The organism is Streptomyces gottesmaniae (genome assembly GCF_031845845.1).
Taxonomy (GTDB): Bacteria; Actinomycetota; Actinomycetes; order Streptomycetales; family Streptomycetaceae; genus Streptomyces; species Streptomyces akebiae.
The window spans coordinates 1-15,298 of sequence record NZ_JAVRFJ010000079.1 but is presented as its reverse complement, the minus strand read 5'-3'; the positions used below and the strand labels follow the sequence as shown (position 1 = coordinate 15,298).

General features: G+C 71.7%; 14 protein-coding genes. 8 read left to right on the top strand and 6 right to left on the bottom strand.

Annotated elements, in window-relative coordinates; genetic code table 11:
- Window positions 1–96: 96 nt before the first annotated feature.
- Window positions 97–411, bottom strand: coding sequence for a DUF5955 family protein (locus tag RM704_RS44225; RefSeq protein ID WP_033529903.1), 315 nt, complete (start codon window positions 409–411; stop codon window positions 97–99).
- A gap of 236 nt (window positions 412–647) precedes the next feature.
- Here RM704_RS44225 and RM704_RS44220 point away from each other — a divergent pair, with 236 nt between their 5' ends.
- Window positions 648–1,289, top strand: a complete 642-nt coding sequence (locus RM704_RS44220; protein WP_033529904.1) for a nucleotidyltransferase family protein — start codon at window positions 648–650, stop codon at window positions 1,287–1,289.
- A 187-nt stretch (window positions 1,290–1,476) separates the two neighbouring features.
- A complete protein-coding gene (gene aceB / locus RM704_RS44215; protein WP_033529905.1) occupies window positions 1,477–3,111 on the top strand; it encodes a malate synthase A in 1,635 nt (544 codons plus the stop codon).
- 9 nt (window positions 3,112–3,120) lie between these two features.
- Here aceB and RM704_RS44210 read toward each other — a convergent pair whose 3' ends face one another.
- The 4 genes from RM704_RS44210 to RM704_RS44195 all read right to left on the bottom strand — a co-directional run bounded on the left by RM704_RS44210 (window position 3,121) and on the right by RM704_RS44195 (window position 6,409).
- Entirely contained in the window at window positions 3,121–3,426 is a 306-nt protein-coding gene (locus tag RM704_RS44210; protein WP_033529906.1) for an Rdx family protein, read from the bottom strand.
- A complete protein-coding gene (locus tag RM704_RS44205; RefSeq protein WP_033529907.1) occupies window positions 3,423–4,337 on the bottom strand; it encodes a HipA family kinase in 915 nt (304 codons plus the stop codon). Before RM704_RS44205 ends, RM704_RS44210 begins: the two co-directional genes overlap by 4 nt.
- A gap of 186 nt (window positions 4,338–4,523) precedes the next feature.
- On the bottom strand, window positions 4,524–5,078 hold the full coding sequence (locus RM704_RS44200) for a hypothetical protein (RefSeq protein WP_311593509.1): 555 nt from the start codon (window positions 5,076–5,078) through the stop codon (window positions 4,524–4,526).
- A gap of 569 nt (window positions 5,079–5,647) precedes the next feature.
- Entirely contained in the window at window positions 5,648–6,409 is a 762-nt protein-coding gene (locus tag RM704_RS44195; RefSeq protein WP_033529909.1) for an IclR family transcriptional regulator, read from the bottom strand.
- Between the two features lie 405 nt (window positions 6,410–6,814).
- Between RM704_RS44195 and RM704_RS44190 the strand changes: the two genes are divergently transcribed.
- From RM704_RS44190 to RM704_RS44180, 3 genes are read left to right on the top strand one after another with little or no spacing between them, the layout of a single operon-like run.
- Window positions 6,815–7,651 carry a fumarylacetoacetate hydrolase family protein gene (locus RM704_RS44190; RefSeq protein WP_033529910.1) on the top strand — a complete coding sequence of 279 codons (837 nt, stop codon included), beginning with the start codon at window positions 6,815–6,817 and terminating at the stop codon, window positions 7,649–7,651.
- Window positions 7,648–8,289, top strand: a complete 642-nt coding sequence (locus RM704_RS44185; protein ID WP_033529911.1) for a maleylpyruvate isomerase family mycothiol-dependent enzyme — start codon at window positions 7,648–7,650, stop codon at window positions 8,287–8,289. The genes RM704_RS44190 and RM704_RS44185 overlap by 4 nt, the downstream gene beginning before the upstream one ends.
- Window positions 8,290–8,305: 16 nt before the next feature.
- The gene (locus tag RM704_RS44180; RefSeq protein ID WP_033529912.1) at window positions 8,306–9,580 is read left to right on the top strand and encodes an FAD-dependent oxidoreductase; all 1,275 of its coding nucleotides are present in this window, start codon (window positions 8,306–8,308) and stop codon (window positions 9,578–9,580) included.
- Between the two features lie 31 nt (window positions 9,581–9,611).
- Here the strand turns inward: RM704_RS44180 and RM704_RS44175 are convergent, their stop codons facing one another.
- On the bottom strand, window positions 9,612–11,219 hold the full coding sequence (locus RM704_RS44175; protein WP_033529913.1) for an IucA/IucC family protein: 1,608 nt from the start codon (window positions 11,217–11,219) through the stop codon (window positions 9,612–9,614).
- A gap of 201 nt (window positions 11,220–11,420) precedes the next feature.
- On the opposite strand from RM704_RS44175, the gene RM704_RS44170 reads away from it, so the two are divergent.
- The 3 genes from RM704_RS44170 (at window position 11,421) to RM704_RS44160 (ending at window position 15,111) form a co-directional block, all read left to right on the top strand.
- Complete coding sequence (locus RM704_RS44170; RefSeq protein ID WP_033529914.1) at window positions 11,421–12,944, top strand: IucA/IucC family protein; 1,524 nt, start codon at window positions 11,421–11,423, stop codon at window positions 12,942–12,944.
- A gap of 86 nt (window positions 12,945–13,030) precedes the next feature.
- Window positions 13,031–14,299: a VWA domain-containing protein gene (locus RM704_RS44165; RefSeq protein ID WP_107072377.1), complete on the top strand. Its 1,269-nt coding sequence runs from the start codon at window positions 13,031–13,033 to the stop codon at window positions 14,297–14,299.
- Window positions 14,299–15,111 carry a hypothetical protein gene (locus tag RM704_RS44160; protein WP_033529916.1) on the top strand — a complete coding sequence of 271 codons (813 nt, stop codon included), beginning with the start codon at window positions 14,299–14,301 and terminating at the stop codon, window positions 15,109–15,111. The genes RM704_RS44165 and RM704_RS44160 overlap by 1 nt, the downstream gene beginning before the upstream one ends.
- Window positions 15,112–15,298 lie beyond the last annotated feature (187 nt).

Here is a 15,298-nt window from a genome sequence, read left to right as displayed (position 1 = left end):
GTCGCGGCTCACGGATCCGCGACCCCATGAACGAATGATGAACCCCACCCGGCGAATCACCTCCGGTGAATCACACCACGGGTCGACCGGTTCCTTTCAGCGCCTCGGGGGCTCCCCGAACAATTCCACCGCCGTACGGACGTCCGCCAGCCCCTTGGCCAGCGCGCTCACCGACCCGATCGAACCCGCGATCAGCAACAGCGACCGCCGCAACCGCGGCACCTCCGGCATCCCGGTGACGGCCATCGCCGCGAGCGCGGCCAGCTCGTCCTCCGCTATGCCGCGGTCGGGGAACTCCGCGGGATGCGCGGCCAGTTCACGACGCAGCCGGGACACGGCCGAGCTCAGCTCCGCCACTCTCGGATCCTTGTCACTGCCGGTCACTGGCCTCTGCCCCAAGCTCCGCAACACAGCCCTCTCCCCCCTCGCCCACGCCCTTGTGCACGAGCCGTGGCCGCGCACCCCGGGCGCGACCGTCCACCCCATGACGTCGGTCGGGCGCCGTGGGTGGCGCGGGCCAGTAAACGCCAATCGGTATGGCGAGCGCCACCACGGGGACCGAAATCGAGTCCCCGGGCATCGCAAAGACGTCACCCGGCCCGTGGGGCTGCACGGGACACCACGCCCGGTCGGGTATGCAGGGAGACATGACGCACCACCAGCCCCGGAAGAAGACGCCCGACGCGGCCCGCCCGCCCGACGCGAGCGAGGTCGTCGGACTGCTGCTGGCCGCCGGCGGCGGACGGCGCCTCGGCGGCCGTCCCAAGGCCCTGCTCACCCACCGCGGCCGCCCTCTGGTCGAACACGCGGTCGGCGTGCTGCGGGCGGCCGGCTGCGCGCGGATCCACGTGGTCCTCGGCGCCGAGTCCGCGACCGTACGCGCCCGGGCCGAGCTGGCCGGCTGCGTCCTGGTCGACAACCCGGACTGGGCCGAGGGCATGGGCTCGTCGCTGAGGGCCGGACTGGACTCCCTGACGGGGACGGGCGCGGGCGCCGCCCTGGTGTCGCTGGTGGACCAGCCGGGCATCGGGCCGGAGGCGGTGGCCCGGGTCTTCGCCGCCCATCGATCGACCGGATCGCTCGTGGCAGCCGCGTACGACGGTGTGCGGGGCCATCCCGTCCTGTTCGGCGCCGACCACTGGCCCGGCATCGCCGCGACCGCCACCGGCGACCGAGGCGCGCGCGCCTATCTGCGGGCGCACGGCGACACGATCACGCTCGTCGAGTGCGGGGACGTGGCGCGGCCCTACGACATCGACACCGAGGCCGACCTCGTCCACCTTGAGTGAACGGGGTGACACTCGGCGCCACCCTGCCTCGCTACGGAGAATCTCGACATCAACAAAACATTGAACTTCCACCATGAGGAAACTAGTATCCACTGTTCAGAAGCGCCCTACTCATCCAGGGGCGACCACAGCCCGACCCGGGTCGACTGACACCCGGTGCCACGCCCGCTGAAGGAAGTGACAGCTCATGTCCGCACCAGCGCCGTCCCCGCTGGCCATCGTCGACGCCGAGCCCCTGCCCCGCCAGGACGAGATCCTCACCCCCGCGGCCCTCGCCTTCGTGGCCGAGCTGCACCGCCGGTTCACCCCCCGGCGCGACGAGCTGCTGGCCCGCCGCGCGGAGCGGCGCGCCGAGATCGCCCGTACCTCCACCCTCGACTTCCTCCCGGAGACCGCCGCGATCCGCGCCGACGACTCCTGGAAGGTGGCCCCCTCCCCGGCCGCCCTGGACGACCGCCGTGTCGAGATCACCGGCCCCACCGACCGCAAGATGACGATCAACGCGCTGAACTCGGGGGCGAGGATCTGGCTCGCGGACTTCGAGGACGCCTCGGCGCCCACCTGGGAGAACGTGATCCTCGGCCAGGTGAACATGGCCGACGCGTACACGCGGAACATCGACTTCACCGACGAGCGCACCGGCAAGTCCTACGCGCTGCGCCCGAACGAGGAGCTGGCGACGGTCGTCATGCGCCCGCGCGGCTGGCACCTCGACGAGCGCCATCTCGTGGACGCCGACGGCACCGCGGTGCCCGGTGCGCTGGTCGACTTCGGCCTGTACTTCTTCCACAACGCCCAGCGGCTGCTGGACCTCGGCAAGGGCCCGTACTTCTACCTCCCGAAGACGGAGTCGCACCTGGAGGCCCGCCTCTGGAACGAGGTGTTCGTCTTCGCGCAGGACCACCTCGGCATCCCGCAGGGCACCGTCCGCGCCACCGTCCTCATCGAGACGATCACGGCCGCGTACGAGATGGAGGAGATCCTCTACGAACTCCGCGACCACGCCTCGGGGTTGAACGCGGGCCGCTGGGACTATCTCTTCTCCATCGTGAAGAACTTCCGTGACGGCGGCGCCAGGTTCGTCCTCCCGGACCGCAACGCGGTGACGATGACCGCCCCGTTCATGCGGGCGTACACCGAACTCCTCGTCCGCACCTGCCACAAGCGCGGCGCGCGCGCGATCGGCGGCATGGCCGCGTTCATCCCGTCGCGGCGCGACGAGGAGGTCAACAAGGTCGCGTTCGAGAAGGTCAAGGCCGACAAGGACCGCGAGGCGAACGACGGCTTCGACGGCTCCTGGGTGGCCCACCCCGACCTGGTCCCGATCGCCATGGCCTCCTTCGACGCCGTCCTCGGCGACAAGCCGAACCAGAAGGACCGCCTCCGCGAGGACGTCGACGTCAAGGCCGCCGATCTGATCGCCGTCGACTCCCTCGACGCCAGGCCGACGTACGCCGGACTCGTCAACGCCGTCCAGGTCGGCATCCGTTACATCGAGGCCTGGCTGCGCGGTCTCGGCGCCGTCGCCATCTTCAACCTGATGGAGGACGCGGCCACCGCCGAGATCTCCCGCTCCCAGATCTGGCAGTGGATCAACGCGGGCGTCGAGTTCGAGTACGACGGGAACACGGTGAAGGCGACCCCGGAGCTGGCCCGCGAGGTCGCCGCCCAGGAACTCGCCAACCTCCGGGCGGAGTTGGGCGAGGAGGCTTTCGCCGCCGGTCACTGGCAGCAGGCCCACGACCTCCTGCTGGAGGTCTCCCTCGACGAGGACTACGTCGACTTCCTGACCCTGCCGGCCTACGAGCAGCTCAAGGGCTGACCCGGCGGCCTACTCCGGCACGGCCTTGTCCGAGCTGTCCGAGCTGTCCGAGTGGCCCAGGGACCTTCCCGGGGCCACTCGGTCGCGTACGGCCTGCTTGACGGCGGTCGGCTCGGGGAAGCCCTGGTCACGGCGGTCCCAGACGACCTCGTCGTTGACGCGGACGACGAAGACGCCGCCCTTGCCGGGTTTGAGGGACAGCTCGGTCAGTTCGGTCTCGAAGGTCGTCAGCAGCTCCTGGGCCAGCCAGGCGGCACGGGGCAGCCAGCGGCACTGGGTGCAGTACTCGATCTCGACCCGCTGTGTCTGCGTCATCCCAGGTGCACCGACCAATCCTGTTCCGCCGCCGGTTTGCCGTGCAGGTCGGGGACCCGTTTCAGCCAGTTCGGTCGGCCTCGCTGTGTCTTCGCCGCGCGGAGGACCTCCTCGGCGGCGAGTTCCTCCCGGGTGGGGAAGTCGGTGGGGAGCCAGGCGGCGGAGGCGCGGACGCGCGCGTGGAGGTAACGCACATAGGCGTCGCGGACCTCGTCGGGCGAGGCGAAGCCGTCCTCGACGGGCAGCCAGCCGTCCGGGACCTCCGCGACGATCCGCCGCAGCAGGTCCTCGGTCACCTTCGGCGCGAGCTCGGCGTCGGCCGCGCGCACGTCGGGGGCGTAGTGGCCGAGGGCGTGGTGACGGAAGTCGTACGCCTTCGTGGGGTCCGAGGCGTCCCATCGGTGGTGGAAGACGAGGGCCGCGCCGTGGTCGATCAGCCAGAGGCGCGGGGGCGCGATGCCCAGCGTGGGCCAGATCATGAGGTTCGAACTGTGCACGGTGCGGTCGACGTTGACCGTGAGGGCGTCGAGCCAGATGATCCGCCCGGCTTCGAGCGGGTCGACGGGGAACTCGTTCGCGACGTCCGGGGTGAAGTCGGCGGCGCCCGGCAGATAGTCCATGCCGAGGTTGAGGCCGGCGCTCGCGGCGTGCAGTTCCCGCACCTCCTGGTGCGGCTCGCTTTCGGCGATCGCCGGGTCGAAGTGCGCGAGGACCAGCTCCGGGAACCGCAGGCCGAGCGCCCGCGCCAGCTCCCCGACGATCACCTCGGCGACCAACGCCTTGCGGCCCTGCGCCGAGCCGGTGAACTTGACGACGTAGGTGCCCAGGTCATCGGCCTCGACGACACCGGGGACGGAGCCGCCGGCACGCAGGGGGGCGACGTAGCGGGTCGCGGTGACCTCTCTCAACATCTTCCAGGGCCCCACAGCTCAGTTGCGTCCGGCACGAAGTGGACATGGTAACGGATATCTCGGCGCCGCTCCCCTTTTTTTGCTGACGTGCATTCCGGGCGAGCGGCAAGAAATTCCGCCGCCCGCCCGGCACTGATTCCGATATCGATGCACCCGGAATCATTCAGACTGCGTCACGCGGAACAATCACGGCTTCGGCGTGCAGCCGTTCTCGCTCTTGGTCTGGCATTCCGCCCAGTGCATCGAGGAAGTGATTCCGGTCAGCGTCCCCACACTCCCGACGAAGTACTGCTTGCAGTCGCCGCCCTCACGCCACTTCTCGATGAGGAACTTGCGGTATTCGACCATGGGCCGCGTGTAGCCGCGCTTCTTGGGGTCGACGACCATCTTGTTGGTCACCTTGACGCCCTTGGTGACACTCTTCGTCACCTCGTAGCCGGTCTTGGCCTCGACCTGGCCGATGCCCCAGCTCACGCTGCCGCCGGCCTCGGCCTTCCAGGTCGACGAGCGCGTGGTGCTCCTGGTCACCGAGATCGACAGGGTGGACTTGGAGGAGGAGCTGTTGTACTTGCTGCTCGTGGGGCCCGTCGCCTTGTAGGTGGGCGAGCCGTACTTCACCACCTTGTAGTAGGTGGAGGGCTGACAGGCCGCAGCGGCAGGGGTGGACATCGCCGGAATCATGGCGAGACTGCCGATGACGAGCGCGGCGCTCGTCGCCGTCGAGCCGAGGGCTCGCTTCATGGTCGTATTCATTTTTTCCCCGTTTTCTCTGACTGGCGCTACCCCTCAAGTGGCTGCGCCGACAGAGAGGAAACTAATCATGCGCGGCAGCCCGATCAAGCGAACTGCACGGAATTTCCGATGGCTTCCTCAGACAATCCTCAAATGCGCGCAGGAGAAACGGTGAGTGGGTTGCCCGTGGTTTTACCGCTCTGTCCGTTCTGCGAGCGGGGGTGAAAGGTCGACACGCGGGCGAATCGGGCGGACGGAGGGGGCGATGTGATGCCCGTCACAGGGTCGGTCGCGGCAAACGACCGGTCCTTCGGAACAGCGACGTCGATATCCGCGCAGCCGTCGACCCTCCCGTGGGGAGGGCGGGAGGGACGGCGCGGCCCCGCCCAGGCCGAAAGGCGCAGGCGGGGCCAAGGGCGGGGATCCCCAACGGGGGCGTGGGGATCACCGGCTCACAGCTTGGCACTGGATTCGGCCAGGCAACAGAGGTGTGACTGAAATCAGTCGCACCAGAAGGGCCTCGGCACAGGCGCCCGTCACCGCCGGGTCGGTGCGGCTCACACGGGAGGCCGCGGGGATCAGAGTGCGGCGCGGATGCTCTCCGCCGCAGTGGTCAGGGCCGCGACGATCTCCTGCACGCGTTCGGGCTCGTGGCGCACGCTCGGCATGGACACCGACACCGCGGCGACCGTGTCACCGTGGGAGTCGGTCACAGCGCGGCCGAGCGCGACCAGGCCGCGTTCGGACCGCTCCAGGTTGAGGGCCACGCCGCTGCGCCGGACCGCGCGGAGTTCGCCGCGCAGCTTGGCCAGGTCGGGGCGTTCCTCGGCCGGATGCGTGGGAGCGCTCGCGTACAGCGCGTCCAGTTCCTCGTCGGTGAGAGCCGCCAGCATGATCAGGCCCCCGGTCACCAGGTGCGCGGGGAACACCATGCCTTCGCGGTTTCCCACCCGCAGCGCCCGTGAGCATTCGACCGAGGCGATGAACCTCGCGGTGCGCCCGGTGCGGATGCTCAGGTTCGCGGTCTCGTCGAGGGTGTCGACCAGGGTGCGCAGCGGGCCGAGGGCCGCCGCCCGGAGGGCCGAGGCGTTCGAGTGCGACTGGGCCGCGATCTCCAGGACCGGGCCCACCCGGTAGCTGCGGTCCTCGTCCTGGACCGCGAAGTCGCGATAGACGAGCGTGGACAGCAGACGATGGGCGCTGGAGCGGGCCACTCCGATCCGGCCGGCGGCCTCCGAGACCGTGAGGGGCCCTTCGACCTGCAGAATGACCGCCAGCTGCAGGGCGTGGTCCACGCTCGTCACTCCGTACGGCGGCGGGCTCTTCATCGACTTGACCATGCGGACCACCTTGCCACGCTGTTCTGCTGAACAGAATCCGCTGTTCCGAGAGGCGTCGCGCGGAGCACGGTCTGCGTATGAACGAACTCAGCGACGGGGTCTCCCCCGGCTCGTCGGCCGCCGAGGACGGGCCGGACCAGCCGTCGGTGAGTCCCGCGCTCGAGGACCTCTGCCGCGGTTTCGAGAAGGCCCCGCTGGTGCCGCTGCGGACCCGGGTCGGGGACGTGATGCTCGAGCCCCCTCGGCGACCTCTTCGTCGTCCCGTCCCGGACCGGCGCTGTCGATCCGTTCGCAGGCGTCGCCCTCGGACTCGGGCTCCGGGGCACCGGGCCTGTTCCCGTTCAGTGACGCTCCGATCCTCTCCGAGCTCGCTCTGTTCCGCACCCACACCGAGGAGACCCACGCGTGAAGCTCGCAACCATCCGCCGCGAAGACCGGACCGCCGCCGTCCGGGTCGAGGGAGACTCGCTCATCGATCTCGGGCTGCCGGACGTGGGCGCGGTCCTGGCATCGCCCGGCGGTCTCGACACCGCGGCGCGCACCGACGGGGCTGTCCTGTCCGCCGCCGACGTGGTGTTCGCGCCCCTGGTGCCACGTCCCGGCAAGGTGATCTGCGTCGGGCTCAACTACCAGAACCACATCAAGGAGATGGGCCGCGAGCTGCCGGAGTACCCCACCCTCTTCGCCAAGTTCGCCGACACCCTCATCGGCGCCCACGACGACATCCACCGTCCCGTCGCGACCGAGCAGTTCGACTGGGAGGCCGAACTCGCCGTGGTCGTCGGCCGGCAGGTCCGGCGCGCCGACGAGAGGGAGGCCGAAGCCGCCGTCGCGGGCTTCACGGTGCTCAACGACATCACCTGCCGCGACTGGCAGTTCCGCACCCGCGAGTGGCTGCAGGGCAAGAACTGGGACTCCACGACCCCGCTCGGCCCTTACCTCGTGACGCCTGACGAGGTCGGCGGCCCACGCCCCGCGCTCGACGTCCGCTGCGCGGTGAACGGGCGGGTGATGCAGCAGGACAACACCGGCGACCTGCTGTTCGACCCGGTCGACCTGGTCCGCTACGTCTCCACGATGATCCGGCTGAGCCCCGGCGACATCATCGCCACCGGCACACCCGGCGGCGTCGGCCACGCCCGCAAGCCCCAGATCTTCCTGCGGGAGGGCGACACCGTGGTCACCGAGATCGACGGCCTGGGCCGCCTGGAGAACCGGGTGATCACCGAGGGGACGGCATGACGGACCTGCGGACGGCACTCGCCTGGGTCGCCGAAGGCACCGCCCTGTGCCGCAAGGCCGTCGCGGCGTTCGACGAAGCCTCGTACGGCGCGCCCTCGCTGCTGCCCGGCTGGAGCCGCAAGCACGTCGCGGCGCACCTGGCCGGAAACGCCGAGGCGCTCGGCAACCTGGTGCACTGGGCGCGCACCGGTGAGCGCACCCCCATGTACGGCTCCCCGGAACAGCGCGGCGCCGGCATCGAGTCAGGAGCGCGCCTGCCCGCGGACCGGCTCACCGCGTGGTTCGAGCGGTCCGCCCAGGCACTGCACGACGCCATGACCGAACTGACCGAGGCCCAGTGGCGCGCCGAGGTGGTCACCGCCCAGGGGCGCACGGTGCCGGCCTCCGACATCCCCTGGCTGCGTGCCAGGGAGGTCATGGTGCACGCCGTGGACCTCGACGCCGACGTGCGCTTCACGCACCTGCCGGAGGACTTCCTCGCCGCCCTGCGCGACGACATCGGCGCACGGCGCGGCGCCGGCACTCCCGCTGTGCTCGGCCCTCCCGCGGAGGTCACCGCGTATCTGGCGGGCCGTCCCCACCGGGGCGTGACCACCGTCGGCGGCTCCCCCGCCGAACCCCTGCCCCCCTGGCTGTGACGACCGAGGGAACGACATGAGCACGGAGGACAGTCCCCGCCCCGACGTCCTGGTCGTCGGCGGCGGGATCGGCGGACTCTCCACGGCCCTGGCACTCACCCGCCAGGGCCTGAGGGTGCGCCTGTACGAACAGGCCGCGGAGTTCGGCGAGGTCGGGGCCGGCCTGCAGCTCGCCCCCAACTGCACCCGTGTCCTCGACGACCACGGGCTCCTGGACCAGGCCGTCGCACTGGGCGTGCTGCCCGAGCGCATGGTGATGAAGGACGCCCTGGACGCCGAGGAGCTGACCCACCTCGACCTCGAAGATCTGGAACGCCGCTACGGCTCTCCGTACCTGGTGATCCACCGCAGCGACCTCCACGGCATCTTCCTGCGCGCCTGCCGCCGGGCGGGCGTGGACCTGATCGACGACGCCCGGTGCACCGCGTACGAGAACACAGCGGACGGAGCGCGGATCACCCTCGCCGACGGCACGACCGACGAGGCCGAGGTGGTCATCGCCGCCGACGGCCTGCACTCGGTGGCACGCCCGCTCCTCGTGGCCGACGAACCGGTCAACTCGGCGTACGTCTCCTACCGCGGCACGGTCTCCTTCGATCAGGTGCGCGCCCACGCGGTGCACGAGAAGGACGTCGTGGTCTACGTCGGACCGCGCTGCCACTTCGTGCAGTACCCGCTGCGCGGCGGCGAGATGTTCAACCAGGTCGCCGTCTTCGAGTCGCCCAAGGCCCTGGCAGGGGAGGAGGACTGGGGCACGCCCGACGAGCTCGACCGGGCCTTCGAGGGGACCTGCGCCCAGATCCGCCAGGGGCTGCCGCTGATGTGGCGTGACCGCAGGTGGCGGATGTACGACCGCGACCCGATCACGAACTGGGTGACCGGCCGCATCGCGCTGCTCGGTGACGCCGCGCATCCCCCGCTGCAGTACATGGCCCAGGGCGCCGTGATGGCCATCGAGGACGGCTGGGTGCTGGCCGAACACGTACGCGCCGGGCGCCCGCGGCGGACCGGGCACTCCTCCGGCGTCGACTGGGCGGCGGCCCTCGCCGCGTACGAGGCCGTCCGCGCGGAACACTGCCGCCGGGTGGTCCTCGCCGCCCGCGAGTGGGGCGGGCTGTGGCACCTCGACGGGATCGGGCGACTGCGGCGCAATGCCCTGCTGCGCTCGCGCGACCCGTACGACTACGGCTTCACCGACTGGGTCTACGGCCCCACGGCGCTGACCCCCGACCGGTTGCCGGACCTGTATCCGGCGCTCTCGCTGGACTCGGTGCGGGTCCCGCTGCCGTGACCCGCCCACGCGGCGCACCGGCCGCCGTGCATCAGGCGGGCGGTCGACCGCCGGGGCCGGGCGGTCGGCGGAACGGGTTGGGCAGCGGGCGGTAGCGCGCGGCCGCGCCGTCCGCTCCGGTCCATCTGAGCAGCAGATTCGTCTTGCCCGGCAGCGTGGGTGAGTCGAGCAGGTCGGCGACCTCCGGTACGTCGCCGTGGCGCTCCAGCTCTCGTCGTACGGCGGGCCAGGGGTCGACCGTCGGGTGGTGTTCGGTCATGGCCCCTGCGATCTCCAGGAGGTTGTTGACGAAGAGGCAGTAGACCAGCCGTTCCCAGCCTGCCGCGCGGGTGACGTCCGGGAGGAGCTTCACGCCCTCGGCGTCGCGGTAGACCGCCTGGACGGGGGTGCCCGAGGCGTCGCAGACGATGACGGTGTTCTGCAGGTGGGCCTCCAGCACGACGCCGTGGGCGTGGAACGCGGCGAGGGCCGGGGGGACGACCGCGCGCAGATACGCCTCCCACCAGGCCTCGGGATCGGCGGCGTGGGCCGACGGGTTGTCCGGGAAGGCCTCGGCGCTCTCGGTGAGGGCGGCGGCGAGGAGGGGGGTCGTGCCGTCGGGCGCGTGGCCGCCCAGGCCGTCCCGCACCAGAACCGCCAGTTCCTCGAAGGCGAAGGCGGCGGTGCGGTAGCCGCGGTCGCTCAGCCAGGCGCCCGGTGACCCGGCGAAGGCCTCCGTGACCGCCCGGTCGGTGCGGCGCAGCCTGAGCAGGTCGTGCCGCCACAGCCGACGGATGTCGTTGGTGATCCGCACGTCGAGGCTGAACTTCAGGAAGAGGTCGGAGGCGGGAGCGCGCCCGGTCACCGGCTCGCTCGTGGACGGGGCCTCGCGCGCACCCTCGTGCCCGCCCTCGCGTACGGCCTCGGACAGGTACACGGTGCGGATCGCCGCCGTGGGCCACGCCGCGCCCGCCGTCCGGCCCAGCCGCAGGAGGCGGCCGTCCGCGAACGCCTCGGCCAACTCACCACCCACCAGGTCGAGTTGCCAGGGGTGTGCCGGGAGGAGCCGATAGCCGGGCGGGGCCGAGCCCAGTGCGTCGAGAGCGGCGGTGTCGCCCTCCTCGACGACCGCGTCCTCGCGGACCCCGAGGAGGACCAGCGGGAAGTGGGCGTACGCCTCCGGCGCGTACGGCAGCCAGGCGGTGACCGGGCCGCCGCCGCGGGCCTTGGGGGCGGGGTGGTACGGATGGCCGGTGATCAGGGACTGTTCGGAGCGCCGGTACGCGTCCTCGGGCACCGGGGCCTGGGCGCGCGCGGCGAGCAGGGCGGCCACGGCCTCGCGGCTGTCCAGCATCTCGGCGGGCAGTTCGGAGTTGGCGAGGCCGGTGAGGGCGCGGAGTTCCTCGGCGACGAGTTTGACGAGGTCGGTGTGGGTGAGAGCGTGCCAGACACCCTCGGTGCGCACCTCGGGGTGGGTGGGGCGGCGGCTGCCGCGCACCCGCAGGAGACGGCCGCTGCCCCTGAGGCGGTGCACCCCTGCCGACGGCTCGGCCGGCTCTCCCGCTTCCCGCAGAAGACAGTTGAGCAGCGGTGCGGCGGCGTGGGCGTCGGCGGCGGCGCCGATGCTGTCGCGGGGCGGGTTGGCGTCCACGGGGTCCATTCGTTCCTTACGGTGCACTCGTGATCAGTATGTCTGCCCCTCACGCTCCGTCGCGAAGCAGCCATGCGGCGTCCGGCCGCGCTGCCTTGATGCGTCGCGGCGGAGGCGGAGGGGCAGTGGTCGTACGCCGACGTTCGAACAGACCTCCCTGCCGCCACCCGTACCCGCCGGACACCGCCCCCGCACCCGAGGAGCCCCTCCGTGGCCCGTCACCCCCTGATCGACGCCGACGCCGAGGCCGCGCTCGGCGCCGAGTTGGGCACCGTACGCCCTGATCTGACACTGCCCCACACGACCGCGCTGCCGGGCGCCCGGGCGGCCGTGCTGTCCCGGCTGTGGCGGGGTCTCGTCCACGAGCCGCTGCCCTGGGTGGTCCGTCGGGACACGGCCGGAGGGGACGGGGTCACGCTCCACCTCGCCGACGGCCGCCGGCTGCACGGCCCGGCCGTCGACCCGTACGGCACCGCCGCGCAGGTCGAGGAGGTGTGGCTCGACGAGCGGGCGTACCGTCGCCCGGCGCGGCTGATGACCGCCCTTGCCGTTCCGCACAGCGCCGCCTTCGCCGCCGAACTCGACCACAGCGTGGCCTCGCTGGCCCTGTCACGCGCCAACCGGGCCGGGTCGGTGGCCACCTTGGCGGACTCGCCCCCGAGGGCGGGCTGGACGTGGGAGCAGGCGATCGTCGACGGGCATCCCTTCCACCCCAACTGCCGTTCGCGGCCGGGCTTCTCGGCGGGCGACCAGCTCGCCTACGGGCCGGAGCACCGGCAGGTGGTGCAGCTGGGGCTGGCGCCCGTCGAGGACGCGCTGGTCGTCGGGGAGTGGCCGAAGTCGCTGCGGGACGGCGGCCGGGTGCTGGTCCCGGTGCATCCGTGGCAGGCGGCCCATGTCCTCAAGTGCCCCCTGGGGGAGGTGATCGAGGCGCATCCGCTGATGTCCCTGCGCACCCTCGCCCTCGCGGACGGCGGGCCGCACGTCAAGACCGCGCTGAGCGCCCGGCTGACCTCCTCCGTGCGGGACATCTCCGTCTACTCGATCGAGACCTCGGCGATCGTGTCGGACTTCATGGCCGAGGTCGCGACCCGCACCGAGGGACTGCTGCACGTGACCCGCACGCTCGGCGCGGTCACCGCCGGTTCGCCGGATCTCGCGGCGGTGCTGCGCGAATCGCCGGACACGTACGCGGACACGGCGGCCGGCGAACGGGTCCTGCCGGTGGCCGCGCTGGCGACGACCGAGCTGCCGCGGTCGCCGTCCTGGCTGGCGGACTTCACCCGGCTCGCGCTCACGGTCTCCCTCCGGCTGCTCGACCTGGGCGTGGCCCTGGAGGCGCACGGTCAGAACCTCCTGGTGGTCCTGTCCCCGTCGGGTGCCCCCCGCCGTCTCGTCTACCGCGACCTCGCGGACATCCGGGTCAGCCCCGCACGCCTCGCCCGGCACGGCATCGCGGCCCCGGCCATGTCCGGCCGCATCATCACGGACGACGCGACCACGCTGCGGCGCAAGCTGTTCGGCGCCCTGATCACGGGCACGCTCGGCGCGACGGCCGGTTCGACGCCCGTCCTGCGCGAGGCGCTCGCCACCGCCGTACGGGACCTGCCGCGCACCGCGGATCTGGTCACGTTGCTGGAGGGGCCGGTACCGACGAAGGCGTTGACGCTGATGCGACTTTCGCCGGAGCGGCCCGGCGACATCTGGGCGGAGGTGCCGAGTCCGCTGCGGTGAGCCGCTCGGTGAATCGCTCGGTGAACGGCTCGTCAACAGGGGGTCTCGTTTTGAAGCGCGGCCCTCCGGATCAATAGGATCCGCCGATGATCACAAGACAACGGCTGGCAGCAGGGGTGTTCGCCCTGCTCGCCGCCCTGACGGCCGGGATCGCGGTCCCGTCCACGGCCGTCGCCGACGAGACCACGGCCACCGCGCCCAAGGTCAACCTCCTGCTGGACGTCAGCGGTTCGATGCGGGCGAAGGACATCGACGGCCAGTCCCGCATGGCCGCGGCGAAGCAGGCGTTCAACGAGGTGCTGGACGCCACCCCCGAGGAGGTTCAGCTCGGCATCCGCACGCTGGGCGCCAACTACCCGGGCGACGACCGGAAGACGGGCTGCAAGGACACCGCGCAGCTCTACCCGGTGGGACCGCTGGACCGCACCGAGGCGAAGACGGCGGTGGCCACGCTCGCGCCGACCGGCTGGACCCCGATCGGCCCGGCGCTGCTGAAGGCGGCCGACGACCTGGAGGGCGGCGAGGGCACCAAACGCATCGTGCTGATCAGCGACGGCGAGGACACCTGCGCCCCGCTCGACCCGTGCGAGGTGGCCCGCGAGATCGCGGCGAAGGGTATCGGCCTGACCATCGACACGCTCGGCCTGGTCCCGAACGCCAAGATGCGGCTGCAGCTGAGCTGCATCGCCGAGGCGACCGGCGGCACCTACACCTCGATCGAGCACCGCGACGAACTCACCGACCGGGTCAACCAGTTGGTCGACCGGGCCGCCGACCCCGTGGTCGTGCCCAAGGCCGTGGAGGGCGCCGAGGCTTGCGCGCAGGCACCCACGCTCACGTCCGGTCTCTACACGGACCGCGGGGAGTTCGGCCAACAGCGCTGGTACCGCGTGGACGTGAAGCCGGGTCAGGAACTGCGGGCCTCGGTGAGCGTCGCGGCGGACCGTGACGTCAACCCGGACTACGGGGTGCTGCTGCGCGCCGTGACCACCAAGAACCGCGAGATCGTACGCGGCGAGGCGGCCGGCACGGGCCGTACCGACGTCATCTCGACCGGTCTGCGCCATCCGAAGCCCGAGGCCGAGGACGAGGACGAGGAGGACGTCGCCGAGACCGTGTGCCTCCAGGTGACCCACTCCTACTCACCCGCCGGCGGCGTGAAGACGACGCCCGGGCTGCCGCTGGAGATCACCGTCGACGTCGTGGACGGCCCCGACCAGGCCGCCGACGTGGCCTCCTTCGGCCTCGGCCGTGGCTGGTGGCTGCTCGGTGTGCTGGTGCTCGTCGGGTTCCTGGCGGGTGTGCTGTGGGGCTGGCTCTCGCGCTGGCGGGTCGCGGTCTGGAGGACCAACTAATGCGTATTGCACGTGTGTTGAGCGCTGCCCTGCTGACGCTGGGCCTGGCCGTCTCCCCGGCCGTGGCGGACTCCACGCCCTCCGCGAGCCCCTCGGACGGCGGTGACGCGCCCACCGAGGCGGGCACCTCCTTCCGTACGGCCACGGAGTTCGAGCAGGGGCAGACCGCGACGGCGAGCGCCTCGACCGGTGACTACCTGTACTGGTCGTTCCCGGCCGACGCGGGGCAGCGGCCCACCGTCCGGGCGAGCGTCAAGCTCCCCGAGGGGGCCGAGTCCTCCTCGACCTGGCAGATCGACGTGTACGACGGACTGCGGCGCCGCCAGGCGTGCCAGTACGGCGCGCAGACGCGGACCGTCGCGGCCGGGGCCGGCTCCGTCGAGCTGTCCTGCACGCTGCGTACGGTCCGCGCCTGGTCGGAGGAGTGGGCCGACGACCCGCTGCCCGGCACGTACTACCTGCGGCTCACCACGACCCGGCTGGCCACGGCCGACCTGGGTCTGCCGGTCGGCACCGAGGTCGAGGTCGATTCCAAGGACATCGGCGGTTCGGCGGCGGTCGACGGCTCGCTGGCCCAGCCGTTGGTGCCGGGGATCGCCGTCACCTCCCGGCAGGAGGACGACGAGGACTCCTCGGCCGAGGCCGTCCTCTCCTCCCTCGAACCCGACGACGGGTGGGCCTCCGGCTGGTGGAGCGACCGCTGGGTATGGACGGCGCTGGGCGCGGCGCTGGCCGCGCTGGCGGGAATCGGCGGTTACACGCTGACTCGGGGTTCGGGCCGACCGCGGCACGTGCCACCGCCGAGTGCCTGACGCCTCGCCAAAGGCCCGCCGGACGACGTGGGTTCGGCGGGCCCGGCACAGGAAGGCGGCGGTGGAAGCGCCGTCGCCCGGCTGCAGCCGAGGGGGCTTCTCGCGCGGTTCCCCGCGCCCCTGAAAGATCAGGCCCCGCGGGCCGAGAAGCAAGGGGCGTAGCCCCTGCTTCTCAGGGGCGCGGGGA

Bases quoted from the DNA above. Each gene is read 5' to 3' on its own strand.
- RM704_RS44220 (WP_033529904.1), top strand. From the start codon at position 648: ATGACGCACCACCAGCCCCGGAAGAAGACGCCCGACGCGGCCCGCCCG.
- RM704_RS44210 (WP_033529906.1), bottom strand. From the start codon at position 3,426: ATGACGCAGACACAGCGGGTCGAGATCGAGTACTGCACCCAGTGCCGC.
- aceB (WP_033529905.1), top strand. From the start codon at position 1,477: ATGTCCGCACCAGCGCCGTCCCCGCTGGCCATCGTCGACGCCGAGCCC.
- RM704_RS44195 (WP_033529909.1), bottom strand. From the start codon at position 6,409: ATGGTCAAGTCGATGAAGAGCCCGCCGCCGTACGGAGTGACGAGCGTG.
- RM704_RS44160 (WP_033529916.1), top strand. From the start codon at position 14,299: ATGCGTATTGCACGTGTGTTGAGCGCTGCCCTGCTGACGCTGGGCCTG.
- RM704_RS44205 (WP_033529907.1), bottom strand. From the start codon at position 4,337: ATGTTGAGAGAGGTCACCGCGACCCGCTACGTCGCCCCCCTGCGTGCC.
- RM704_RS44200 (WP_311593509.1), bottom strand. From the start codon at position 5,078: ATGAAGCGAGCCCTCGGCTCGACGGCGACGAGCGCCGCGCTCGTCATC.
- RM704_RS44175 (WP_033529913.1), bottom strand. From the start codon at position 11,219: ATGGACCCCGTGGACGCCAACCCGCCCCGCGACAGCATCGGCGCCGCC.
- RM704_RS44165 (WP_107072377.1), top strand. From the start codon at position 13,031: ATGATCACAAGACAACGGCTGGCAGCAGGGGTGTTCGCCCTGCTCGCC.
- RM704_RS44185 (WP_033529911.1), top strand. From the start codon at position 7,648: ATGACGGACCTGCGGACGGCACTCGCCTGGGTCGCCGAAGGCACCGCC.
- RM704_RS44180 (WP_033529912.1), top strand. From the start codon at position 8,306: ATGAGCACGGAGGACAGTCCCCGCCCCGACGTCCTGGTCGTCGGCGGC.